The following is a 21368-nucleotide window of genomic DNA, read 5'->3' on the forward strand; positions in this document are numbered from 1 at the left end:
TTCCTTGTAGGAGCGAGCTTGCTCGCGAAAAACCTGAGAACGCCGCGCTAAGTCAGACTCCCCGCGTCATCGTTCACGTCCATCGCGAGCAAGCTCGCTCCTACAAGGGTTATCCACAAGCTCTTAGAAATCCTTGCACAACCGCAGCGCGTCGTAGATCGCGGCGTGTGTATTACGCTGAGCCACGCAATCGCCGATACGGAACAGCAAGTAGCCGTCGCCCGTGGTGCTCAACGATGGTTGCGGCTTGATCGCGAACAAGGCTTCGATGTCCATCTGGCCTTTGTTGCGCGAGCCTTCCTTCAGCGAGTAGTAGATTTCTTCGTCCGGACGCACGCCGTTTTCCACCACCACCTGGTCCACCACCCGCTCCTCTTTGGCGCCGGTGTATTCGTTTTCCAGCACCGCCACCAGCTTGTCGCCTTCGCGGTAGACCTTCTCCAGCATCATGTCGCCGGTCATGATCACTTCTTTGGGGTACATGCTGCGGTAGTAAGTCGGGAACGACGTACCGCCGATGGCCACGCCCGGTTTGATGTCGTCGGTGACGATCTCGACCTGGCTGCCCTTGTCGGCGAGGAAGTCGGCCGTCGACATCCCGGTGAACTCGCAGATGGTGTCGTAGACCAACACGTTCTTGCCCGGCGCAACCTTACCGTCAAGGATGTCCCAACTGCTGACCACCAGGCCTTCAGCCGCGCCCCAGTGTTCGTTCTGCTCCAGGAACGGATGACCGCCGACGGCGAGTACCACCACGTCCGGACGCAGGTCGAGAATGGTCGCCGCATCCGCCGCCACGCCCAGGCGCAGATCGACTTTCAAGCGCGCCAGCTCCAGTTGGAACCAGCGGGTGATACCGGCGATCTGATCCCGCTGTGGGGCTTTCGAAGCGGTGGTGATCTGCCCGCCGATGAATTCTTTCTTCTCGAACAGGGTCACGTCGTGGCCGCGTTCAGCCGACACACGAGCGGCTTCCATCCCGGCTGGACCGGCACCGACCACCACCACCTTGCGTTTGACGCCGGTGGTTTTCTCGATGATGTGCGGCACGCCCATGTATTCACGGGACGTCGCGGCGTTCTGGATGCACAAGACGTCCAGGCCCTGGTACTGACGGTCAATGCAGTAGTTGGCGCCGACGCACTGCTTGATCTGGTCAACCTGACCCATCTTGATCTTGGCGATCAGGTGCGGGTCGGCGATGTGAGCGCGGGTCATGCCGACCATGTCGACGTAGCCGCCCTCCAGAATACGGGTCGCCTGGTTCGGGTCCTTGATGTTCTGCGCGTGCAGCACAGGTGCCTTGACCACTTCCTTGATACCGGCCGCCAGATGCAGGAACGGCTCCGGTGGATAACTCATGTTGGGGATAACGTTGGCCAGGGTGTTGTGGGTGTCGCAACCCGAGCCGACCACACCGATGAAGTCGATCATGCCGGTGTCGTCGTAGTACTTGGCGATCTGCTTCATGTCCTCATGGGACAAACCGTCCGGGTGGAATTCATCACCGCACAGACGGATGCCGACGCAGAAGTCCGGGCCCACTTCCTTGCGCACAGCCTTGATCACTTCCAGGCCAAAACGCATGCGGTTCTCGAAGCTGCCGCCCCATTCGTCGGTACGCTTGTTGACCCGTGGGCTCCAGAACTGGTCGATCATGTGCTGGTGCACGGCCGACAATTCGACGCCGTCCAGGCCACCGGCCTTGGCCCGCGCCGCAGCACTGGCGTAGTTGCCGATCACCCGCCAGATTTCTTCCGGCTCGATGGTCTTGCAGGTCGCACGGTGCACCGGTTCACGGATGCCCGACGGCGACAGCAGGGTTGGCCAGTGCTCGCCGTCCCAACGGGAACGACGGCCCATGTGGGTAATCTGGATCATGATCTTGGCGCCATGCTTGTGCATGGCATCGGCCAGGTTCTGGAAGTGCGGAATGATCCGGTCATCCGCCAGGTTCACCGACTTCCACCAACCTTGCGGGCTGTCGATGGCCACACTGGAGGAGCCGCCGCAAATCGCCAGGCCGATCCCGCCCTTGGCTTTCTCTTCGTAATACTTGACGTACCGGTCGGTGGTCATGCCGCCGTCGGTGGCATAGACCTCGGCGTGTGCGGTGCTGAGCACGCGGTTGCGGATGGTCAGTTTGCCGATCTGGATCGGCTGGAACATTGCTTCGAAAGCCATGGCGGGTTCCTCGACTTACAACGGCTTGACGGTGAACAAGCCGTCTTCGTGGCCCTCTTCGGAGCCACCGTAGACTTGCTCGGCCACGGTGCGAATCTTGCTGCTGCGAGCGGCGAGGATCTGGTCCATCGCGCCTGCAAACCAGCCAGTGAACATGTAGTCGACCTTGCGCCCGACCTTGCCGTACACGTAGACGAATGCCGAGTGTTCGAGCTTGACGCTGGCGGTGCCTTTGTCGAGGTCGATGTCCTGGATCTTGAACAGGCCCCAGCCGCGCTGCGACAGGCGCTTCATGTAGTGCTCGAACACCGCGACGCCTTCCAGGCCGTGGCATTCGGCTTCTTTTTCACACCAGTGCCAGGCGGACTTGTAGCCGGCCTTGTAGAGGATTTCGGCGTAGGCTTCAGCGCCCAGCACTTCCTCGATGCCCATGTGGTTGTTGACGAAGAAATGGCGTGGCACATACAGCATCGGCAGGGCGTCGGAGGTCCAGACACCGGTTTCGCTGTCGACTTCGATTGGCAATTGCGGGGCGATCTTGGCCATGGAAACTTAACTCCAGAAAATTCGTTGTGTTGCCCGCTGCACGGACGGCAGCGGGAAAGGATTCAGAAGTGCGGCGGCTTATTCGCCCCAGACATCTTTCAAGACGTTCACCCAGTTCTCGCCCATGATCTTGCGTACCACACGCTCGGAGTGGCCGCGCTTGAGCAGGGTCTCGGTCAGGTTCGGGAACTCGCCCACGGTGCGGATGCCCAGCGGGTTGATGATCTTGCCGAAGCTTGTCAGACGGCGGGCGTAGCCCTTGTCGTGGGTCAGGTATTCGAAGAAGTCCTGGCCATGGCCCTGGGTGAAGTCGGTGCCGATGCCGATGGCGTCTTCGCCGACGATGTTCATTACGTACTCGATGGCTTCGGCGTAGTCGTCGATGGTCGAATCGATGCCCTTGGCCAGGAACGGCGCGAACATGGTCACGCCGACAAAGCCGCCGTGGTCGGCAATGAACTTGAGTTCTTCATCGGACTTGTTCCGCGGGTGCTCCTTGAGCCCCGACGGCAGGCAGTGGGAGTAGCAGACCGGCTTCTTCGATTCGAGGATGACTTCTTCGGAAGTCTTGGAACCGACGTGGGACAGGTCGCACATCACGCCAGCCCGGTTCATCTCGGCGACGATTTCGCGACCGAAGCCCGACAGGCCGCCGTCACGCTCGTAGCAACCGGTGCCCACCAGGTTTTGGGTGTTGTAGCACATCTGCACGATACCGACGCCAAGCTGCTTGAAGACTTCGACATAGCCGATCTGGTCTTCAAAGGCGTGGGCATTCTGGAAGCCGAAAAGGATGCCGGTCTTGCCCTGCTCCTTGGCTTTACGGATGTCCGCGGTGGTGCGGACCGGAATCACCAGGTCGCTGTTCTCGCGGATCAGCTTCTGGCTCGCGGCGATGTTGTTGACGGTGGCCTGAAAGCCCTCCCACACCGACACGGTGCAGTTGGCCGCGGTCAAACCGCCCTTGCGCATGTCTTCGAACAGTTCACGGTTCCACTTGGCAATAATCAGCCCGTCGATAACGATGCTGTCGGCGTGCAATTCGGCTGGGCTCATCAGGCTGTCCCCTATTAGCGATTCATGCGCCGAATCGTCTGCCGGCGCTTTGGGGCCAGCATATGCCTCGGTGCCTAAGCAGCCGGGTGCAAAAACGACAGGGGAATTGCCGAAAGCGTCAATCCGCGACAAAGGGTCGTCGCCAGGCACAATCACCGACCTGTTCAAGGCCCTCGGCTTGGGCCAGAATTCGCCGCATCACTGGAATAGAGCGGCGACCTGAATGAAATCCATCCTTCTGGCTTTGGCACTGATTGCGACCGGCGTACACGCAGCGGAGGTGTCTGACGACAACCCGTGCGACAAAGTCGAAAACGACGTCCAGACCCTCGAGTGCTCGGCCTTCAGCAAAACCACCGCCGAAGACCTGCTCAAGGAAAACCTCCAGGGCCTGACCGAGCGCATGCAGTCGCAGTACGGCAAAACCCCGTCGCAACTAGCCGACATCACCGCCAAGCTCAAGGCCGCCCAACAGCAATGGCTGAAGACTCGGGATGCCGACTGCGCCGTCGAAGCCTTCCCGGCCACCAGTGGCAGCAAGGCGTTCACCATTGCCCAGAACGATTGCATTGCGCGAATGAGCGACGAGCGGTCGGAGTTTTTGGAGTCGATTGGGCAGGAATAGTCCTGAACGTCCCGCTGAAAGCTGGCACTACCACCAGCTTTCAATCGCCAAAAAAACCCTTTTCCCACAAAGCACTCTGATCTGACCTACAGCTTCTGTCCAAAGCCGCTGCTCTGCGGACTTTTCACGCAACATGCCGACAAATGTTGTTGATGGCCAACCATAAAAATATAAGTAAAGATTCGCAAATCTTATAAAAGACTTATATTCTTCCATGAACAGCATTCACTGGACTCGAAAGGCCGTTAAGCAACTCTTGAGATTGCATTCCGTTCACCAGATTCAGGTTCGTGATGCCATCACGGCGCTCGCTGACATGCCTGATGTGAGTCAGGTCAAGGCACTCGTTGGTCATGACTACGCTTATCGACTGCGCGTCGGTAACTACAGGGTCATGTTCAACTGGGATGGCGCGATCAAAGTGGTCAGTATTCAAGAGGTCAAAAAACGCGATGAACGCACCTACTGACGTTCAAATCATCAACGACGAAAACGGCAACCCCGCATTCGTCGTCATCCCCTATGCGCAATATGTCGCGCAAAGGATTGAGCCTGATCTGATCCCCCACGAGGTGGTCAGCCGTATCGTAGATGGCGCCACACCGATCCGCGCCTGGCGCGAACACTTGAACCTTACTCAGGATGAAGTGGCCAAACGCATGGGCATTTCTCAACCCGCATTCGCCCAACAGGAAACAGTCGCCAAACCCCGTAAAGCCACTCGCGAAAAAATCGCCTCGGCGTTTGGCATCACCGCCGGTCAACTCGAGCTGTAAGCTGCATGCCATCAGCCAGTAAAGGGATTCAACATGAAAGTCTGCGGCATCGAAATCAAAGGCAGCGAAGCGATCATCGCCGTGGCCACGCTGGACGGTCAGGCGCTGGGCCATGTCGCGCTCGCCACCAAGAAAATTGCCATGGACGATGACGACGAAGCCGCCAACGTCAAAGTGTTCGCCGCTCAGGTCGCTTCGTTTGTCCGTGAGAACTCCATCGACCGCATTGCGATCAAGAAGCGCAGCAAGAAAGGCGAGTTCGCCGGCGGGCCGACGACGTTCAAGATCGAAGGGGTTTTCCAGTTGCTGGAGAATTGCGAAGTGACCTTGCTGTCGCCGCAGACCATCAATGCCCAGACCAAGAAGCACAATTTTGAGCTGCCGGGGACACTGAACAAGTATCAGCATGAGGCGTTCAAGGCGGCGTGTTCGGCGTTGGTGAAGAAGTAATTCCAGGCGCCGCCGTACAAATGTGGGAGCGGGCCTCTGTGGCGAGGGGGCTTGCCCCCGTTGGGTCGCGGAGCGGCCCCAAAACCAGACAATGAGGTCTGTCTGGAAAAACGCATTGGCAGGTTTTACGACTGCTTCGCAGTCGAACGGGGTGGTGCGGCATTCCGACAAGCCCCCTCGCCACAAGCCCGCTCCCACAGGTTTCTCGGGTGTTTATGCCTGCGCGGTACGCCGGTCCTCCCGCGGACAGCGCTCATACTTCGCCCGATAACAGCGGGTGAAATACGACGGCGATTCAAACCCGCAGGCAATGCTCACTTCCAGCACGCTCATGTCTGTTTGCCGCAATAACTGTCGCGCCTTCTCCAGCCTTAACCGCAGGTAGAAATTGCTCGGCGTGTCGTTCAGGTGCAACCGAAACAGTCGCTCCAACTGTCGCCGCGTCACCTTGATCGATTCCGCCAGTTCCAAGGTGCTCAGCGGCGGCTCGCTGTGCTGCTCCATCTCGCCGATCACGTGAACCAGCTTCTTGTTGCTGATTCCATAACGCGTGGCAACTTCCATGCGCTGGTGGTCTTTGCGCGGGCGGATGCGGCCTAGCACGAATTGTTCGCTGACCTGGATCGCCAATTCCGGACCGTGGGCCTGGGCGATCAGATCCAGCATCAGATCAATGGAAGCGGTGCCACCGGCGGAAGTGATGCGACGGCGGTCGATCTCGAACAGCTCCTGGGTGACGCTGAGCTGTGGATAAGATTCCTTGAAGGCGTCGATGGCTTCCCAGTGCAGGGTCAGGCGATGGCCATCGAGCAGGCCTGCTTCGGCGAGGATGAAGCTGCCGGTGTCGATGGCGCCGAGGGTCACGCCTTCGTTGTCCAGCCGGCGCAGCCAGTGTTCCAGCGCCGGGGTGGTGAACTTCAGGGGCTCGAACCCGGCGACCACCAGCAGTGTCGCGCCTTTCTTGAGCGGCTCCAGCGCCGCATCGGCGTTGACCGACATGCCGTTACTCGCCAGCACTGCCCCGCCATCCGCACTCAGCACATGCCAGCGGTACAGCTCGCCGCGAAATCGATTGGCAACCCGCAACGGCTCTATGGCCGAGATAAATCCGATGGCCGAGAAACCCGGCATCAACAAGAAGTAGAAATCCTGGGACATGGAGCGCACTCGCTTAGCAGGTAACAGGAGGCCAGGTAACGAGAGGGCGGGCAGCGTAGGGATGTTGATACGCCACTTGCGAGCGGCATTCAAGGGGGCAGGTCGCTGCAGTGCAAGAGCTGGTCGCCGCAGTGCGCTTTCATCGGTGCTTTGCTGCGTAACTTGGCATCACCGGCGCATCAGACACCGGAACTCACAATAAACGAACTGCCGAGGAACCTGAGATGAAACGACTGATCAGCAGCTGTGTTCTTGCACTCAGTGGTACCGCTTTGCTGAGCGCCAGTGTCATGGCCGCCGAACCCGCCGCGTGCCAGAACGTGCGCATGGGTGTAGTGAACTGGACCGACGTGATCGCCACCAGTGCCATGACCCAGGTATTGCTCGATGGCCTCGGCTACAGCACCAAACAAACCAGCGCCTCCCAGCAAATCATCTTTGCCGGGATCCGCGACCAGCGTCTGGATCTGTTCCTCGGCTACTGGAACCCGCTGATGACCCAGACCATCACCCCGTTCGTCGACGCCAAACAGGTCAAGGTGCTTGAAGCGCCAAGCCTGCAGGACGCCCGCGCGACCCTCGCTGTGCCGACCTACCTCGCCGACAAGGGTTTGAAAACCTTCGCTGACATCGCCAAATTCGAAAAAGAACTGGGCGGCAAGATCTACGGCATCGAGCCTGGCTCGGGCGCCAACACCCAGATCAAGGCGATGATCTCCAAGAACCAGTTTGGCCTCGGCAAGTTCCAGCTGGTCGAGTCCAGTGAAGCCGGCATGCTCGCCGCCGTGGATCGCGCCGTACGTCGCAACGAAGCCGTGGTGTTCTTCGGCTGGGCGCCGCACCCGATGAACGTCAACGTGAAAATGACCTACCTCACCGGCAGTGAAAACGCCCTTGGGCCGGACGAAGGAAAGGCCACGGTGTGGACCGTCACTGCACCGACATACGCCGAGCAATGCCCGAACATCGGTCGCCTGCTGAGCAACCTGACGTTCACCGCCGAAGACGAGAGCCGGATGATGCAGCCGCTGCTGGATCACAAGGACGCTTTCGAGTCGGCCAAACAATGGATCAAGGATCACCCGCAGGACAAAAAGCGCTGGCTTGAAGGCGTCACCACCTTCGATGGCAAACCGGCCGCTGAAAACCTGCAACTGACCAGTAAATAAACCCGATAGAACCACCGACTCGCAGCCCCGACGGGCTGCGAACGGGACCACCACGCCTGGCCAAAACCAAAAACTCGCCTGTAAGGAACCGCCCAAATGAACCACGACGTCATCATCACCTGCGCACTCACCGGTGCTGGCGACACGACCGCCAAGAGCCCACACGTGCCGGTCACCCCGAAACAAATCGCCGCTGCCGCCGTGGAAGCCGCCAAGGCCGGCGCCACCGTGGTTCATTGCCATGTGCGTGACCCGCAAACCGGCAAGTTCAGCCGTGACGTGGCGCTGTACCGCGAAGTGATGGAGCGCATCCGCGAGGCGGACGTCGACATCATCGTCAACCTCACCGCCGGCATGGGCGGCGACCTGGAAATCGGTGCCGGCGAAAACCCGATGGAATTTGGCCCGAACACCGACCTGGTCGGCCCGTTGACCCGCCTGGCCCATGTCGAAGAACTACTGCCGGAAATCTGCACCCTCGACTGCGGCACCCTGAACTTCGGCGACGGTGACACCATTTACGTCTCCACCCCGGCCCAGCTGCGCGCTGGCGCCAAACGCATTCAAGAGCTGGGCGTGAAAGCCGAGCTGGAGATTTTCGACACCGGCCACCTGTGGTTCGCCAAGCAGATGATCAAGGAAGGCCTGCTCGACAACCCGTTGTTCCAGCTGTGCCTGGGCATCCCGTGGGGCGCGCCGGCAGACACCACCACCATGAAAGCCATGGTCGACAACCTGCCGGCCGACGCGGTCTGGGCCGGCTTCGGTATCGGTCGCATGCAGATGCCGATGGCGGCGCAAGCGGTGTTGCTCGGCGGCAACGTGCGAGTCGGACTGGAAGACAACCTGTGGCTGGACAAGGGCGTGCTGGCGACCAACGGCCAACTGGTCGAGCGCGCCGGCGAAATCCTCAGCCGCCTCGGTGCCCGCGTCCTGACTCCGGCTGAAGGCCGGGCAAAAATGGGCCTGACCAAGCGCGGTTGATTCAAAACAACTTTCCCCCTGTGGGAGCGAGCCTGCTCGCGATAGCGGTTTACCTGCCTCAATTGATGCATCGGATGTACCGATGCCATCGCGAGCAGGCTCGCTCCCACAGTTTTTTCCGAGCCAAATTCAGGAAGTCGCCATGAGCTTTATCACCGAAATCAAAACCTTCGCAGCGCTGGGCAGTGGTGTCATCGGCAGCGGTTGGGTGTCCCGCGCCCTCGCCCATGGTCTGGATGTAGTGGCCTGGGACCCGGCCCCCGGCGCCGAAGCCGCCTTGCGCAAGCGTGTCGCCAATGCCTGGGGCGCGCTGGAGAAACAAGGCCTGGCGCCGGGTGCATCGCAGGATCGCCTGCGCTTTGTCGCGACCATTGAAGAGTGCGTGCGCGATGCCGATTTCATCCAGGAGAGCGCCCCGGAACGGCTGGAGCTGAAACTGGACCTGCACAGCAAAATCAGCGCGGCAGCCAAGCCCAATGCGTTGATCGGTTCCAGCACCTCCGGCCTGCTACCAAGCGAGTTCTACGAGAGCGCCACGCACCCGGAACGCTGCGTGGTCGGTCACCCGTTCAACCCGGTTTACCTGCTGCCGTTGGTGGAAGTGGTCGGTGGCAAAAACACCGCCCCGGAAGCAGTCCAAGCGGCAATGAAGGTCTATGAATCCCTGGGGATGCGCCCGCTGCATGTGCGCAAGGAAGTACCGGGTTTCATCGCCGACCGTCTGCTCGAAGCGCTGTGGCGTGAAGCGCTGCACCTGGTCAACGACGGCGTGGCGACCACCGGCGAAATCGACGATGCAATCCGTTTCGGCGCCGGCTTGCGCTGGTCGTTCATGGGCACCTTCCTGACCTACACCCTGGCCGGTGGCGATGCCGGCATGCGCCACTTCATGGCGCAGTTCGGCCCGGCGTTGCAATTGCCTTGGACCTACCTGCCGGCGCCGGAGCTGACCGACAAACTGATCGATGACGTGGTCGATGGCACCAGCGATCAACTGGGCAAACACAGCATTTCGGCGCTGGAGCGCTATCGTGATGACTGCCTGCTGGCAGTGCTGGAGGCGGTGAAGACCACCAAAGAGAAGCATGGGATGGCTTTCAGCGAGTAAGCCCAGGCCTTGGGGCTAGCAGCACTGGCCCCATCGCGAGCAGGCTCGCTCCTACAGGGGGAATGCATTCCAATGTAGGAGCGAGCCTGCTCGCGATAGCGGCAGCCCAGTCACCATCAATGTTGGAACTAACATCATGCCCACCCTCACCACCTACCAAACCACCATCATCCCCGACTGGGTCGACTACAACGGCCACCTGCGCGATGCCTTCTACCTGCTGATTTTCAGCTACGCCACCGATGCCCTGATGGATCGCCTGGGCCTGGACAGCAACAGCCGCGAGGCCAGCGGCAACTCGCTGTTCACCCTAGAACTGCACCTCAATTACCTGCACGAAGTGAAGCTCGACGCCCAGGTCGAAGTGCACACTCAAATCATCGCCCACGACAGCAAGCGCGTGCACCTCTATCACAGCCTGCATCTGGTCGGTGATGCCCAGGAACTTGCAGGCAACGAACAGATGCTGCTGCACGTGGATCTCGCCGGGCCGCGTTCGGCGCCGTTCAGCGAACAGTCCTTGAGCCGGTTGCAAGCCATCGTCGCCGAACAGGTAGACCTGCCGACACCCGAGTACATTGGCCGAGTGATCGCATTACCCCCAAAAAAATAACAAGGAGATCGCCATGAACACCGCCGCTGCATTTGCCGACTTTCGTACCTATCCGTTGATCAGCGCGCTGACTGGCGTGCAGACCCAGGCGGACCGTGTTCTGGTGAAGTGGGCCGACGATCGCGTCAGCCCTTTCCACCATCAATGGCTGCGGGATAACTGCCCGTGCCCGCAGTGCGTCTACACCGTGACCCGCGAGCAAGTGCTGGAAATCGTCGATGTGGCTCAAGATCTGATGCCCGATAACGCCCGTATAGACAGCGATGGCTGTTTGTCGGTTGATTGGCAGGACGGCCACAGCAGCCGCTTCGACCCCGGCTGGCTGCGCGCCCACGCCTATGATGACGAGTCCCGCGCCGAGCGCCAGGCACGCAAGCCAAAAGCCAGGCTCTGGCACAGCGATTTGCAACTGCCGGTGTTCGAATATCAGGCACTGATGAACGACAGCGACGCCTTGTTGCAATGGTTGTTGGCGGTGCGAGATGTCGGATTGACCCAGGTCCGTGGCGTGCCCACCGAACCCGGTTCTCTGAAGCTGATCGCCCAACGGATTTCCTTCATCCGCGAGAGCAATTTCGGCGTGCTGTTCAACGTGCAATCCAAAGCCGACGCCGACAGCAACGCCTACACCGCCTTCAACCTGCCGCTGCACAGCGACTTGCCGACCCGGGAGTTGCAACCGGGGCTGCAATTCCTGCATTGCCTGGTCAATGACGCCGAGGGTGGCGAGAGCATTTTTGTCGATGGTTTTGCCATTGCCGACGCCTTGCGCCGGGAAGATCCGGAGGCTTTCAAAAGCCTCTGCGAAATCCCCGTGGAGTTTCGCAACAAGGACCGTCACAGCGACTACCGCTGCCTGGCACCGATCATTGCCCTGGATGCGTTGGGGCAGGTGTCGGAAATCCGCATGGCAAACTTTTTGCGCGGACCGTTCGATGCCTCGGTGGAGCAGATGCCCAAGCTGTATCAAGCCTACCGACGCTTTATCGCGATGACCCGCGAGCCTCGATTCAGGTTGATGCAGCGGCTCAATCCCGGCGAGCTGTGGTGTTTCGACAACCGCCGCACCCTGCATGCCCGCAACGCCTTCGACCCCGCCACAGGCGCCCGGCATTTCCAGGGCTGCTATGTCGACCGGGATGAGTTGTTGTCGCGCATCCTCGTGCTACAACGTTAAACCGAGTCATCGTTCATCGCGAGCCTGCTCGCGATGGCGCCCATACCGACACCTAATATTTCCCTGAATCACAGGCAAAAAAAGCCCCGATCAAGCCGTGACAGGATCGAGGCAGAGGGTACTGTTGAGGAGCTGCCGTGCGAGGGTGACCAAACCTTCGTGAAGCGAGCTGAGTCCAGTGTGCCCACTCCCCCGCGGGCCAGGTTAGCCGAAAACGACATGTTCATAACCAATTGAGCCATTGCGACAAATCGTCCTTGCCGACACCCGGCACCCCTACCAGAATCGAACCACGACACCGTTCCCTGAAGAAGGATTGCGTCATGATGCACGCCGATTTGATAGACCAGGAAGACCTGTTGGGCCAGCTCAAGTCATTGGGATTCGAAGTGCCCACCGGCGCCACCGCCGAGCAGGCCTGCGAGTGTGCGGTAAGGGGGTTGAACGATGTGCGGGCGATGACGCTGCGGACCATGGTCAAGCAGATGTACACCAGCAGCGCGACCATCCTGCCGGCGGTGCGCCAGGCGATCGACAAGCAGTTGTTGCCGGCGTTGGCGGAGTATCAGCAGAGCCACACAGGCCGATAAAAAGCCTTCGCGAGCAAGTCGGAGCGGCGGTGCGGCGATCCGACTTGCTCGCGAATGCAGCGCCTCGGTCTAGAGCCTTACACTGGCAAACGTCGACTCATTACGCGCCTGGCTCAGCGCCGACAACGGCCCAGACAACGGCGACAGCACCAGCGCTTGCGGCAAAGGCATCATCGCCACTTGCTGGGTGGTGTTGGACCCTACGCGCTCGTCACGCGGCGGAATGCCGAAGTATTCGCGGTAGCACTTGGAGAAGTGCGGCGTGGATACGAAGCCACAGACCGACGCCACTTCGATGATCGACATCGGCGTTTGCTTGAGCAGCTGGCGCGCGCGGATCAAACGCAGTTTCAGGTAGTAACGCGACGGCGAGCAGTGCAGGTATTTCTGGAACAACCGCTCGAGCTGACGACGGGACACCGCGACATACACCGCCAGTTCGTCCAGGTCGATCGGCTCTTCGAGGTTGGCTTCCATCAACGCGACGATTTCCTGCAACTTCGGCTGGTTGGTGCCGAGCATGTGCTTGAGCGGCACACGCTGGTGATCCTGCTCGTTGCGGATGCGCTCGTAGACGAACATTTCCGAAATGGCCGCCGACAGCTCACGACCATGATCGCGGCTGATCAAGTGCAGCATCATGTCCAGCGGCGCGGTGCCGCCGGAGCTGGTGAAACGGTTACGGTCGAGGGTGAACAGGCGAGTGCTCATCGCTACACGCGGGAAAGCTTCCTGCATCGCCGCCAAGCATTCCCAGTGCACGCTGCAATCAAAACCGTCGAGCAGGCCGGCGCAGGCCAGGGCCCAGCTGCCGGTGCACACCGCGCCGAGGCGGCGGGACTGGCGGGCCTGGCTTTGCAGCCATGACACGTGTTCGCGGGTAACAGTGCGCTGGATGCCAATACCGCCGCACACGATGACGGTGTCCATTGGCGGGGCTTTGTGCATGGAAGCGTCGGGGGTGATCTGCAGGCCGTCACTGGCCCAGACCTGGCCGCCATCGACGGTGAGGGTGGTCCAACGGTACAGCTCACGACCGGACAACTGGTTGGCCATGCGCAGGGGTTCCACTGCGGAGGCCAGGGAAATCAGCGTGAAATTGTCCAGCAGCAGAAAGCCGATGGATTGAGGCGCACGGTTCTGGGGTTGGGCCCCGGAGTTGAACGTCGTCATCGCGGTATCTCCTCACACAAAGCGGGTGATGGCCTCAGGCGGAGGCTCTTTTTATTGCCATCGTTCTCGCGTGGGAGACGGGCTTTGTAATGACAGAGCAATTGCCATGCCTAAATTTGAATGCGCGTTCAATAACTCCTAAAAACGACGTCGGAATGTGTCTATATATGTCTTGCAAGGCGTAGGGATTTAAATGGCCATCAGGACTGGCAAGTGCCCCGCCCCACAAGCTGTGAGCAATTCGGTAGCACTTGTGGGAACGGCGTTGCGCCGCGATGGAAAGGAGTGTCACCGCAGGCACGGGTGACGGGCGGTCGAAGGCCGGTTGACCCTCGATCAGTGGCAAGACAATTTATCTGAGAGCGACGCGCTAAAAGGTGGCGCGTTTTCGAGCGGGTGTTCACTTAGCGCGCAGTTTTGACTGGTCTGGCTATGTGTAGGAGCTGGCTTGCCAGCGAAGAGGCCCGTACAGCCGACACATCTTCAGCGGTAGAACCACCGCTTTCGCTGGCAAGCCAGCTCCTACAAGTATTGCGTCAACACTCCACCGCACTCACCGCCAACCCACCCCGCGATGTCTCCTTATATTTGTCATGCATATCGGCACCGGTATCACGCATGGTGCGGATCACCCGATCCAGCGAAATAAAGTGCTGGCCATCACCGCGCAATGCCATCTGCGCGGCATTGATCGCCTTCACCGCGGCAATCGCGTTGCGCTCGATGCACGGCACCTGGACCAGTCCACCCACCGGGTCGCAGGTCAGGCCGAGGTTATGTTCCAGACCGATTTCCGCCGCGTTGCACAGTTGCTCTGGCGTGGCACCAAGGATTTCCGCCAGCCCCGCCGCCGCCATGGCGCAGGCCGAGCCGACTTCGCCCTGGCAACCGACTTCGGCACCGGAGATCGAGGCGTTCTTCTTGCACAGGATTCCCACTGCCGCCGCGCCGAGGAAGTAATCGACGACATTGGCGTCGGTCACGGCCTCGCTGAATTTCATGAAGTAGTGCAGTACTGCCGGAATGATCCCCGCCGCGCCGTTGGTCGGTGCCGTGACCATGCGCCCGCCGGCGGCGTTTTCTTCATTGACCGCCAGGGCGAACAGGTTGACCCATTCCATGGCGCTCAAGGTCGAGCCGATCACGTTGGGTTTGTTCAGCTCCTGCAGGCTGCGATGTAGTTTCGCCGCACGCCGGCGCACGTTCAGCCCACCGGGCAGGATGCCTTCGTGTTTGAGGCCCTGCTCAACGCAATCCTGCATGGCGCGCCAGAGTTTCATCAGGCCGCTGCGGATTTCGTCCTCGCTGCGCCACACCCTCTCGTTGGCCATCATTAACTCAGCCACGCGCAGCTTGTGTATTTTGCACAGCTCCAGTAGCTCGGCCGCACTGGAAAAGTCATAAGGCAACACAGTGCGGTCGAGGTCGACGACACCGCTGGAGGCCTGAGCCTCATCGACGACAAAACCGCCGCCGACCGAATAGTAGGTGTCGCGATACAACTCGCCGTCATCACCTTCGACAATCAGGGTCATGGCGTTGGGATGGAATGGCAGGTTCTCGTCGATCAGGCGCATGTCCCGGGCCCAGATGAAGGGCACCGGCAAGCGACCGTCGAGCAGCAGCGTATCGGTCTCACGCAGGGTGGCGATACGAATGCCGATTTGCGACGGATCGATCGCATCCGGCCACTCGCCCATCAGGCCCATGATCACGGCATTGTCGCTGCCGTGGCCGATACCGGTGGCCGACAACGAGCCGAACAACTGGACTTCGACACGCCGCACCTGCTCCAGCAATCCGCGCTCGCGCAAGCCCTGCACGAACAACGCCGCCGCCCGCATGGGCCCTACGGTGTGTGAACTGGAAGGGCCGATGCCGATTTTGAACAGGTCGAAAACACTGATAGCCATTACTGCCGAACTCCTGGATGGGCCCACTGCGCACGCGAAAGCGCACGGTGACGGAGCTGCTACGCTCAAGCTGCAATCCGCCGAGATGACCGCATCATCAAGCTTTTATCCAGTTGTTCGACGTCTCTAACCGACGCACTCATGCCCACCAGCGCCGCGTGTCTTTTACGCCGTGTTTTCGCCGTTTTTTTGCGATTCAGACGGGGAAATCGGGCTGAAAAAATCTGTAAACGACGTCACCGACACTGGATGCGACCATCCCTGTACTGGATACGACGCACCCTGTAGGCGTCAGATTTTCACTGGTACATGATCATATCGACTCGATTGCAAGGCGACGTGGTAGAGCTGTCTCCAGAACGCCATCCAACCGCAACCTATAAGTGCGGTGGTCCAGTCGGAACACTGCCAAAAAAAACACCAAGGAGTCCATCCATGAAAGGTTCCCCGTCGTTGTTGTTGGCCGCCATGCTTAGTCTGCCGGTTCTGGCGCAAGCCGCAGAACCGGCGCAATGCGGTACCGTAAACTTCTCCGATGTCGGCTGGACCGACATCACCGCGACCACCGCGACAACCAGCGTCGTGCTCAACGCACTCGGCTACAAGACCAAGACCACCATGATTTCCGTGCCCGTGACCTACAAATCCCTGGCCGACGGCAAGAACATGGACGTGTTCCTGGGGAACTGGATGCCGACCATGGAGAACGACATCAAGGCCTATCGCGATGCCGGCACCGTGGAAACCGTGCGTACCAACCTCAAGGGCGCCAAGTACACCCTCGCCGTCCCGCAAGCGCTGTACGACAAGGGGCTGCATGACTTCGCCGACATCGCCAAATTCAAGAAAGAGCTCGACGGCAAGATCTACGGTATCGAGCCTGGCAACGACGGCAATCGTCTGATCCAGAGCATGATCGACAAGGATGCCTTCGGCCTGAAGACCGCCGGTTTCAAAGTCGTCGAATCCTCCGAAGCCGGCATGCTGTCGCAGGTGGACCGTGCACAGAAACGCGACACTGCCGTGGTGTTCCTCGGCTGGGCGCCGCACCCGATGAACAAGCGCTTCAAGATTCAATACCTGACCGGTGGTGATGACTTCTTCGGCCCGGACTTCGGTGCCGCCACCGTGGCGACCAACACCCGCAAGGGCTATGCGCAGGAATGCAGCAACGTCGGCCAGTTGCTGAAGAACCTGGAGTTCACCGTCGACATGGAAAGCTCGCTGATGGGCAACATCCTGGACGACAAGATGAAGCCTGACGCGGCCGCCAAGGCCTGGCTGAAAAACAATCCACAGGTACTCGATACCTGGCTCGCTGGCGTGACCACCATTGACGGTAAACCAGGCCTGGAGGCCGTGAAAGCCAAGCTGGCCGGGCCCTTGAAATAAAGAAAACCGGTTATGCCGGGCGGCTTCGGCCGCCAGGCTGTTTTATTTCCTTGCATGCGGACGTTCACTACCATGCTGATTGATCAGAAAATCCCTTTAGGCCAGTACATCGCGAGCTTCGTTGAATGGTTGACGCAACACGGCGCCAGCACCTTCGACGCAATCGCCGTGACACTGGAAACGATGATCCACGGCGTGACGTTTGCGCTGACCTGGTTCAACCCGCTGGCACTGATCGGCCTAATCGCACTACTGGCACACTTCATTCAACGCAAATGGGGTCTAACCGCGTTTGTCGTTGCCTCCTTTCTGCTGATCCTCAATCTGGGGTACTGGCAGGAAACCATGGAAACCCTCGCCCAGGTGCTGTTCGCCACCCTGGTCTGCGTGGTCATCGGCGTGCCGCTGGGCATCGTCGCCGCGCACAAGCCGATGTTCTATACTTTAATGCGTCCGGTACTCGATCTGATGCAGACCGTACCGACCTTCGTGTACCTCATTCCTACCCTCACCCTCTTCGGGCTGGGTGTGGTCCCGGGCCTGATCTCCACGGTGGTGTTCGCGATTGCCGCGCCCATCCGCCTGACCTACCTGGGTATCCGCGATGTTCCGGAAGAATTGATGGACGCCGGCAAGGCCTTTGGCTGCTCGCGACGTCAGCTGCTCTCGCGAATCGAACTGCCCCACGCCATGCCTAGCATCGCGGCCGGTATCACCCAGTGCATCATGCTGTCCCTTTCGATGGTGGTGATTGCGGCACTGGTGGGCGCCGATGGCTTGGGCAAACCGGTGGTCAACGCACTGAACACTGCTGATATCGCCTTGGGCTTCGAAGCAGGCCTGGCGATCGTACTGCTGGCGATCATGCTCGACCGTATCTGCAAACAACCCGACGCCAAAGTAGGGGGTGACGCATGAGCATTATTCGCTTCGAGAACGTTGACGTTATCTTCTCCAAGGATCCACGCGAGGCGCTCAAGCTGCTGGATCAAGGCATGACCCGTAACGAGATCCTGAAAAAGACCGGGCAGATCGTGGGGGTCGAAAAGGCCAGCCTGGATATCGAAAAAGGTGAAATCTGCGTACTGATGGGCCTGTCCGGCTCCGGCAAGTCCAGCCTGCTGCGCTGCATCAACGGCCTCAACACCGTCAGCCGCGGCAAGCTGTTCGTCGAGCACGAAGGCAAGCAGATCGACATTGCCTCGTGCACGCCGGCAGAACTGAAAATGATGCGCACCAAGCGCATCGCGATGGTGTTCCAGAAGTTCGCCCTGATGCCCTGGTTGACCGTTCGCGAAAACATCAGCTTCGGCCTGGAGATGCAGGGTCGTCCCGAGAAAGAACGGCGCAAACTGGTGGACGACAAGCTTGAGCTGGTGGGCCTGACCCAGTGGCGCAACAAGAAACCCAACGAGCTGTCCGGTGGTATGCAACAACGCGTGGGCCTGGCCCGTGCCCTGGCGATGGACGCCGACATTCTGCTGATGGACGAACCGTTCTCGGCCCTCGACCCGCTGATCCGCCAGGGCCTGCAAGACGAGCTGCTGGAACTGCAACGCAAGTTGCACAAGACCATCGTCTTCGTGAGCCACGACCTTGATGAAGCGCTGAAACTCGGCAGCCGTATCGCGATCATGAAAGACGGCCGGATCATCCAGTACAGCAAGCCGGAAGAAATCGTCCTCAACCCGGCGGACGACTACGTGCGGACCTTCGTAGCCCACACCAACCCGCTGAACGTGCTGTGCGGCCGCAGCCTGATGCGCAGCCTGGACAACTGCAAACGCATCAACGGTTCGGTGTGCCTGGATCCAGGTGGCGATTCGTGGCTGGACCTGGCCGAGGGCAACACCATCAAGGGCGCTCGCCAGAACGGGTCTGCGCTGGACTTGCAGAACTGGGTACCGGGTCAGGCCGTTGAAGGCCTGGGTCGTCGACCAACCCTGGTGGACTCGAACATCGGCATGCGCGATGCGCTACAGATTCGTTATCAGACCGGCAACAAACTGGTGCTGCACGATAACAACCATGTGGTGGGGATTCTTGGCGACAGCGAGCTGTATCACGCACTGCTCGGCAAGAACCTGGGGTAAGGCAACAGACACAAAAACGCCGCGAGAGAATCGCGGCGTTTTTGTTAGTGCAGATATAAGACTTGGAATACTGACAACTGTGGCGAGGGAGCTTGTTCCCGTTCGGCTGCGAAGCAGTCGTAGATCCGGATAGTGCGTTCTGCCTGAACTACCGCAGTCTCTGGTTTTGGGGCCGCTTCGCAGCCCAACGGGAGCAAGCTCCCTCGCCACATAAGATCTGCGGTGCAACTGACGCCACCGCAGACCTCACAGCTCAGCTATAAACCCGGCCAAGGAGCTGCCGATGGCTTTCAAACTGATCGAGCACGTCACGGGTGATCTGATCCTGGGTGAAGCCCATCAAGTCGTAGTCCTGGCTGCCGTTGTGCAGGTATACCTCGGCGCGATAGAAACGCTGACGCGCCTCATCGGACTGAGCCAACTCGGTCGGCGTGGCCAGATAACCATCCAGGCTTACTTCGTAGACGAAAGGATTGCCCTCTTCCATCTCGATCCGCAGGCCCATGCAGCGCTTGGACTTGCCCAGCAGCGTCTGCACTTGCAGACCTTGAGCACGCATTTGCGTTGTCGCATCTTGCAATGCCGGGCTCACATGCTTGTCCATGAAGCGCTGTACCACCGACTGGCTCGGTTGCAGGTCCAGCTGGGTCAAACGCTCGCTGAAACCACGGCGACCGCGTGCCGCCAGCTCCGCTTGCTCCTGTTCAATCTGCACGTCCTGGCGCATGGCCTTGTGCAAGCCGAACATGAAGAACACCAGCACCACCGAGAACGGCAGGCCAGCCAGCACCACCATGGTTTGCATGGCTTCGAAGTTGCCGGCGAACAGCAGGCCGATGGTCACCAGGGTGATTACCGCCGACCAGAAGACCCGCAGCCAGTGCGGCGCGTCTTCGTCGACGTTGCCGCCCTTGCACGAAAGGTTGGCCATCATCACCGCGCCGGAGTCCGCCGGGGTCAGGAACAGCACGAAACCGACAAAGATCGACACGCCGATCACAACCTTCGACGCCGGGTAATGCTCAAGCAACTGGTAGATCGCCATGGACGGCTGTTCCAGCGCCGTCTTCCCGAGCTCCACCACCCCATGGTTCATCACCAGGTCCAAAGCCGAGTTACCGAAGATCGACAACCACGCCAGGGTGAAGCCCAGCGGAATCAGCAGCACGCCGGCCACCAGTTCACGCACGGTGCGACCACGGGAAATACGCGCGATGAACATGCCCACGAATGGCGCCCAGGAAATCCACCAGGCCCAGTAGAACAGGGTCCACAGGCCCAACCAGCGGTCGGATTTCTCACTGTCGCCTTCGTACACATACAGATCGAAAGTCTTCAGCACCACGCCGTTCAGGTAGTCACCGACGTTCTGTACGAAGCCGTTGAGCAGGTGCAAGGTCGGGCCGAACAACAGGACGAAAATCAGCAGGCCGCTGAACAGCACGATGTTGAGGTTGGACAGACGACGGATGCCGTTTTCCACACCCGACACAGCGGCAATGGTCGCCACGGTGCTCATCACGATGATCACGATCAGCAGGTTGGTGTTGCTGTGTTCCATGCCGAACAGGTTTTCCAGCCCCGACGACACTTGCAACGAACCGATCCCCAGGTTGGTCACCAGCCCCAGCAGGGTCACGAACATGCCGAAGCCGTCCACCGCATGCCCGGCCGCGCCCTTGACCCAACGCTCGCCCACCAGCGGATACAGCGCCGAACGCAACGCCAGCGGTTGGTTATGACGGTAAGCAAAGTAGGCAACGGCCAGACCGACCAGCGCGTAAATCGCCCAGCCGTGCAGTCCCCAGTGCAGGAACGTCAGCTGAACCGCCTGACGGGCGGCAAGGTTGCTACCGGCCACGCCTTCCGGCGGATTGAAGTAGTGGTCCAGCGGCTCGGACGCGCCGAAGTACAGCAGCGAGATGCCGATACCCGACGAAAACAGCATCCCCGCCCAGGCGCCGTAGCTGAAGTCCGGGGTGTCGTCCTTGCTGCCCAGTTTCAATTTGCCGTAGGACGAAAACGCCAGGCCAACGACAAAAATCAGATAGGCGGCAATCACCACCATGTAGTACCAGCCGAAGCTGCGGGACAACCAGGCTTGCGCCGTACCCAGCATTCTGCCGGCCTCTTGCGGGGCAATGATCAGAATGGCGGTCAACAACAGAATCAACGCGGTAGAGGTGTAGAACACCCAACCGTTGACCGTCACCTTCTCGGGTGGGGTCTTTATTAGCGAGGCAGAACTCATGGCACAGATGCTCCGGGCAGTGCGAGAGAAGAACGCAAGACAAACGAGTTACCCGACCAATCGGTTAGTGGGCAGCCGACCGGCGGGTGATATAAAGACAGCCCGAAAAA

General features: G+C 59.9%; 20 protein-coding genes. 13 read left to right on the forward strand and 7 right to left on the reverse strand.

Annotation, left to right across the window (positions count from 1 at the left end; genetic code table 11):
• Positions 1-123 precede the first annotated feature (123 nt).
• The 3 genes from dgcA to AC3ITY_RS30420 all read right to left on the reverse strand — a co-directional run bounded on the left by dgcA (position 124) and on the right by AC3ITY_RS30420 (position 3786).
• Positions 124-2184 (reverse strand): dimethylglycine demethylation protein DgcA, encoded by a 2061-nt coding sequence (gene dgcA, locus AC3ITY_RS30410; protein WP_489306565.1) that lies wholly within the window; start codon positions 2182-2184, stop codon positions 124-126.
• Positions 2185-2199: 15 nt separating this feature from the next.
• A complete protein-coding gene (locus tag AC3ITY_RS30415) occupies positions 2200-2730 on the reverse strand; it encodes a DUF5943 domain-containing protein (protein ID WP_489306567.1) in 531 nt (176 codons plus the stop codon).
• 78 nt (positions 2731-2808) lie between these two features.
• Positions 2809-3786 carry a dipeptidase gene (locus AC3ITY_RS30420; RefSeq protein ID WP_046039549.1) on the reverse strand — a complete coding sequence of 326 codons (978 nt, stop codon included), beginning with the start codon at positions 3784-3786 and terminating at the stop codon, positions 2809-2811.
• Between the two features lie 223 nt (positions 3787-4009).
• Here AC3ITY_RS30420 and AC3ITY_RS30425 point away from each other — a divergent pair, with 223 nt between their 5' ends.
• The 4 genes from AC3ITY_RS30425 to AC3ITY_RS30440 all read left to right on the forward strand — a co-directional run bounded on the left by AC3ITY_RS30425 (position 4010) and on the right by AC3ITY_RS30440 (position 5637).
• Entirely contained in the window at positions 4010-4411 is a 402-nt protein-coding gene (locus AC3ITY_RS30425; protein ID WP_489306570.1) for a lysozyme inhibitor LprI family protein, read from the forward strand.
• A gap of 214 nt (positions 4412-4625) precedes the next feature.
• Positions 4626-4880, forward strand: coding sequence for a type II toxin-antitoxin system RelE family toxin (locus AC3ITY_RS30430; RefSeq protein WP_429366804.1), 255 nt, complete (start codon positions 4626-4628; stop codon positions 4878-4880).
• The gene (locus AC3ITY_RS30435; protein WP_489306571.1) at positions 4864-5187 is read left to right on the forward strand and encodes a helix-turn-helix domain-containing protein; all 324 of its coding nucleotides are present in this window, start codon (positions 4864-4866) and stop codon (positions 5185-5187) included. The genes AC3ITY_RS30430 and AC3ITY_RS30435 overlap by 17 nt, the downstream gene beginning before the upstream one ends.
• A 33-nt stretch (positions 5188-5220) precedes the next feature.
• Positions 5221-5637 carry a DUF3010 family protein gene (locus AC3ITY_RS30440; protein ID WP_489306572.1) on the forward strand — a complete coding sequence of 139 codons (417 nt, stop codon included), beginning with the start codon at positions 5221-5223 and terminating at the stop codon, positions 5635-5637.
• 213 nt (positions 5638-5850) lie between these two features.
• Here the strand turns inward: AC3ITY_RS30440 and AC3ITY_RS30445 are convergent, their stop codons facing one another.
• Positions 5851-6795 (reverse strand): GlxA family transcriptional regulator, encoded by a 945-nt coding sequence (locus AC3ITY_RS30445; protein WP_489306574.1) that lies wholly within the window; start codon positions 6793-6795, stop codon positions 5851-5853.
• Between the two features lie 224 nt (positions 6796-7019).
• On the opposite strand from AC3ITY_RS30445, the gene AC3ITY_RS30450 reads away from it, so the two are divergent.
• The 6 genes from AC3ITY_RS30450 to AC3ITY_RS30475 all read left to right on the forward strand — a co-directional run bounded on the left by AC3ITY_RS30450 (position 7020) and on the right by AC3ITY_RS30475 (position 12436).
• On the forward strand, positions 7020-7964 hold the full coding sequence (locus tag AC3ITY_RS30450) for a choline ABC transporter substrate-binding protein (protein ID WP_116261445.1): 945 nt from the start codon (positions 7020-7022) through the stop codon (positions 7962-7964).
• Positions 7965-8060: 96 nt separating this feature from the next.
• Complete coding sequence (gene cdhC / locus AC3ITY_RS30455) at positions 8061-8948, forward strand: 3-dehydrocarnitine:acetyl-CoA trimethylamine transferase CdhC (RefSeq protein WP_008048151.1); 888 nt, start codon at positions 8061-8063, stop codon at positions 8946-8948.
• Positions 8949-9090: 142 nt separating this feature from the next.
• A complete protein-coding gene (locus AC3ITY_RS30460) occupies positions 9091-10056 on the forward strand; it encodes an L-carnitine dehydrogenase (protein WP_095964145.1) in 966 nt (321 codons plus the stop codon).
• Positions 10057-10192: 136 nt separating this feature from the next.
• Complete coding sequence (locus AC3ITY_RS30465; RefSeq protein WP_489306576.1) at positions 10193-10669, forward strand: thioesterase family protein; 477 nt, start codon at positions 10193-10195, stop codon at positions 10667-10669.
• Positions 10670-10682: 13 nt separating this feature from the next.
• Positions 10683-11846 carry a gamma-butyrobetaine dioxygenase gene (locus AC3ITY_RS30470; protein ID WP_489306578.1) on the forward strand — a complete coding sequence of 388 codons (1164 nt, stop codon included), beginning with the start codon at positions 10683-10685 and terminating at the stop codon, positions 11844-11846.
• A 323-nt stretch (positions 11847-12169) separates the two neighbouring features.
• Complete coding sequence (locus AC3ITY_RS30475) at positions 12170-12436, forward strand: hypothetical protein (RefSeq protein ID WP_007995656.1); 267 nt, start codon at positions 12170-12172, stop codon at positions 12434-12436.
• 69 nt (positions 12437-12505) lie between these two features.
• Here AC3ITY_RS30475 and gbdR read toward each other — a convergent pair whose 3' ends face one another.
• Together gbdR and AC3ITY_RS30485 are read right to left on the reverse strand one after the other, a co-directional pair.
• Positions 12506-13609, reverse strand: a complete 1104-nt coding sequence (gene gbdR, locus AC3ITY_RS30480) for a choline metabolism transcriptional regulator GbdR (protein ID WP_007975492.1) — start codon at positions 13607-13609, stop codon at positions 12506-12508.
• Positions 13610-14145: 536 nt separating this feature from the next.
• Positions 14146-15522: an L-serine ammonia-lyase gene (locus AC3ITY_RS30485; protein WP_489306580.1), complete on the reverse strand. Its 1377-nt coding sequence runs from the start codon at positions 15520-15522 to the stop codon at positions 14146-14148.
• A gap of 435 nt (positions 15523-15957) precedes the next feature.
• Between AC3ITY_RS30485 and AC3ITY_RS30490 the strand changes: the two genes are divergently transcribed.
• From AC3ITY_RS30490 to choV, 3 genes are all read left to right on the forward strand, one after another.
• Positions 15958-16914 carry a choline ABC transporter substrate-binding protein gene (locus tag AC3ITY_RS30490; RefSeq protein WP_489306582.1) on the forward strand — a complete coding sequence of 319 codons (957 nt, stop codon included), beginning with the start codon at positions 15958-15960 and terminating at the stop codon, positions 16912-16914.
• A 72-nt stretch (positions 16915-16986) separates the two neighbouring features.
• A complete protein-coding gene (gene choW / locus AC3ITY_RS30495) occupies positions 16987-17832 on the forward strand; it encodes a choline ABC transporter permease subunit (RefSeq protein WP_110662211.1) in 846 nt (281 codons plus the stop codon).
• Complete coding sequence (choV, locus tag AC3ITY_RS30500) at positions 17829-19007, forward strand: choline ABC transporter ATP-binding protein (RefSeq protein ID WP_223460461.1); 1179 nt, start codon at positions 17829-17831, stop codon at positions 19005-19007. Before choW ends, choV begins: the two co-directional genes overlap by 4 nt.
• A gap of 253 nt (positions 19008-19260) precedes the next feature.
• On the opposite strand, the gene AC3ITY_RS30505 is transcribed toward choV, so the two are convergent.
• Positions 19261-21201, reverse strand: coding sequence for a BCCT family transporter (locus AC3ITY_RS30505; RefSeq protein ID WP_489311041.1), 1941 nt, complete (start codon positions 21199-21201; stop codon positions 19261-19263).
• Between the last annotated feature and the right edge of the window lie 167 nt (positions 21202-21368).

The sequence above is a fragment of the Pseudomonas sp. GL_091 genome (assembly GCF_057837725.1).

Excerpts from the sequence above, each read along its gene's own strand:
- AC3ITY_RS30450 (WP_116261445.1), top strand. The coding sequence starts at position 7,020 with ATGAAACGACTGATCAGCAGCTGTGTTCTTGCACTCAGTGGTACCGCT.
- AC3ITY_RS30490 (WP_489306582.1), top strand. The coding sequence starts at position 15,958 with ATGAAAGGTTCCCCGTCGTTGTTGTTGGCCGCCATGCTTAGTCTGCCG.
- AC3ITY_RS30440 (WP_489306572.1), top strand. The coding sequence starts at position 5,221 with ATGAAAGTCTGCGGCATCGAAATCAAAGGCAGCGAAGCGATCATCGCC.
- AC3ITY_RS30445 (WP_489306574.1), bottom strand. The coding sequence starts at position 6,795 with ATGTCCCAGGATTTCTACTTCTTGTTGATGCCGGGTTTCTCGGCCATC.
- AC3ITY_RS30485 (WP_489306580.1), bottom strand. The coding sequence starts at position 15,522 with ATGGCTATCAGTGTTTTCGACCTGTTCAAAATCGGCATCGGCCCTTCC.
- AC3ITY_RS30415 (WP_489306567.1), bottom strand. The coding sequence starts at position 2,730 with ATGGCCAAGATCGCCCCGCAATTGCCAATCGAAGTCGACAGCGAAACC.
- gbdR (WP_007975492.1), bottom strand. The coding sequence starts at position 13,609 with ATGACGACGTTCAACTCCGGGGCCCAACCCCAGAACCGTGCGCCTCAA.
- AC3ITY_RS30460 (WP_095964145.1), top strand. The coding sequence starts at position 9,091 with ATGAGCTTTATCACCGAAATCAAAACCTTCGCAGCGCTGGGCAGTGGT.
- AC3ITY_RS30430 (WP_429366804.1), top strand. The coding sequence starts at position 4,626 with ATGAACAGCATTCACTGGACTCGAAAGGCCGTTAAGCAACTCTTGAGA.
- AC3ITY_RS30435 (WP_489306571.1), top strand. The coding sequence starts at position 4,864 with ATGAACGCACCTACTGACGTTCAAATCATCAACGACGAAAACGGCAAC.
- AC3ITY_RS30465 (WP_489306576.1), top strand. The coding sequence starts at position 10,193 with ATGCCCACCCTCACCACCTACCAAACCACCATCATCCCCGACTGGGTC.
- choV (WP_223460461.1), top strand. The coding sequence starts at position 17,829 with ATGAGCATTATTCGCTTCGAGAACGTTGACGTTATCTTCTCCAAGGAT.
- dgcA (WP_489306565.1), bottom strand. The coding sequence starts at position 2,184 with ATGGCTTTCGAAGCAATGTTCCAGCCGATCCAGATCGGCAAACTGACC.
- choW (WP_110662211.1), top strand. The coding sequence starts at position 16,987 with ATGCTGATTGATCAGAAAATCCCTTTAGGCCAGTACATCGCGAGCTTC.
- AC3ITY_RS30470 (WP_489306578.1), top strand. The coding sequence starts at position 10,683 with ATGAACACCGCCGCTGCATTTGCCGACTTTCGTACCTATCCGTTGATC.
- AC3ITY_RS30475 (WP_007995656.1), top strand. The coding sequence starts at position 12,170 with ATGATGCACGCCGATTTGATAGACCAGGAAGACCTGTTGGGCCAGCTC.
- AC3ITY_RS30425 (WP_489306570.1), top strand. The coding sequence starts at position 4,010 with ATGAAATCCATCCTTCTGGCTTTGGCACTGATTGCGACCGGCGTACAC.
- AC3ITY_RS30420 (WP_046039549.1), bottom strand. The coding sequence starts at position 3,786 with ATGAGCCCAGCCGAATTGCACGCCGACAGCATCGTTATCGACGGGCTG.
- cdhC (WP_008048151.1), top strand. The coding sequence starts at position 8,061 with ATGAACCACGACGTCATCATCACCTGCGCACTCACCGGTGCTGGCGAC.